Source organism: Oleiphilus sp. HI0125, assembly GCF_001635355.1.
The window spans coordinates 1-1640 of sequence record NZ_LWGF01001004.1 but is presented as its reverse complement, the minus strand read 5'-3'; the positions used below and the strand labels follow the sequence as shown (position 1 = coordinate 1640).

Annotated in this window: 2 protein-coding genes; both read left to right on the top strand. The window is 44.5% G+C overall.

The features are described from left to right. Positions 1-30 precede the first annotated feature (30 nt). The gene (locus A3762_RS17205; RefSeq protein WP_068753935.1) at positions 31-909 is read left to right on the top strand and encodes a DMT family transporter; all 879 of its coding nucleotides are present in this window, start codon (positions 31-33) and stop codon (positions 907-909) included. An 85-nt stretch (positions 910-994) separates the two neighbouring features. Further along, positions 995-1640: adenosine deaminase (gene add, locus A3762_RS17200; protein WP_231878850.1), on the top strand; the 646-nt coding region annotated here is incomplete at its 3' end.

Below are 1640 nucleotides of genomic sequence, written 5' to 3'. Positions count from 1 at the left end.
ATAGATGCATTTCAAAATTGAGAGAGCTAGATGCATATGAATTTTTCTATCGGATTGCGCTATATGCTTCTGAGCGCTGTGGGGTTCTCGTTGATGGCTGTTTGTGTAAAGCTGGCATTCGAGGATGGTATTCCAGTGCTACAAATTGTGGCAGCGCGAGCGCTGGTGTCTCTGCTCCTTAGCTACTTTTTTGCCAAGCGAAAAGGCTTGTCTGTTTTAGGGAGTCATCGAGGTCTATTGTTTGCGCGAGGTTTTGTTGGTGCAGTGGCCTTGCTTGCTGTATACAGTGCATTGACTCGTCTTCCTCTTGCCGAAGCCACGATGCTTCAATATTTACACCCTGTTTTCGTCGCAGTACTAGCTTTGTTTTTTTTAGCCGAGCGTTTTCATGCGTCTTTGTTGGGGAGCATCGTTTTGAGTCTTGTCGGCTTAATTTTGGTTGTTGAGCCAAGTTGGGTGCATGGAGGTAGTCTTACTCAACTCGATCAACTAGGCGTTATTTTTGCCTTGATTGGAGCATTCGGCAGTGCCATTGCTTATGTGCTGGTGCGAAAACTTAGTCACCTTGAAGACAGCTCCGTCATTATTTTTTATTTCCCCTTAATCGCTTTACCGTTTTCTCTTGTTGTATTAGGGAACGACTTTGTGGTGCCAGAGTCTTGGACAACGTATTTTGTTTTATTGGCCGTGGGGATATTTACTCAGATCGGTCAAGAGGGCTTGACAAAAGCGATGAAAACAGAAACTGCTGCGAGGGCAACAGCATTTTCTTATGTGCAGGTTGTTTTTTCCGTTATTTTTGGTTGGATGTTTTTTGCTGAAGTGCCGAGCATACTTGCAGTAGTCGGGGTTGTTTTGATTATGCTCGGTGCATTGTTAAATGTGATGCATAAGACCAAGGTTAGTTAAAGGATTTGTAGTGCGTTTGCATTCGATAGCCTTGATGGCAAAATGAGATGCATATTTTTAATGAAATCGAAATTTGGTGAGTAAGTTGAGAGATATTTGGAAGACTACTTCGAGACCTGAGGAAGTAGCGGATACGGCCTTTTTACGCGCATTGCCGAAGGCGGAATTGCATCTGCATATTGAAGGTTCTCTTGAGCCAGAACTTATGTTCAAACTCGCTGAACGTAATGCTGTGGCTCTGCCATACAATTCTGTGGAAGAGGTTCGTGAAGCGTATCAGTTTACGAACCTTCAAACGTTTCTAGATATCTATTATCAAAGTGCGGGAGTTTTATTAAACGAACAAGATTTTTATGATCTGACTTGGGCTTACTTACTTACCTGTCACGAGCAAGGTGTTGTGCATACGGAGTTGTTTTTTGATCCTCAAACGCACACCGAACGTGGGATCGATATAGGTGTGGTGTTTGATGGAATAACGCGGGCACTGAGCGACGCGGCAACACAACTTGGCATAACGAGCGGATTGATTTTGTGCTTTTTGAGGCATCTCAGTGAGCAGGATGCATTCGAATGCTTTGAGCAAGCCAAGCCATATTTGCATCATATTCTCGGAGTAGGGCTTGATTCATCGGAAGTTGGGCATCCTCCTTCTAAGTTTGAGCGTGTTTTTGCACAGGCTAGAGACCTTGGGCTGAAGGCTGTCGCTCATGCTGGTGAAGAGGGACCGC

Excerpts from the sequence above, each read along its gene's own strand:
- A3762_RS17205 (WP_068753935.1), top strand. The coding sequence starts at position 31 with ATGCATATGAATTTTTCTATCGGATTGCGCTATATGCTTCTGAGCGCT.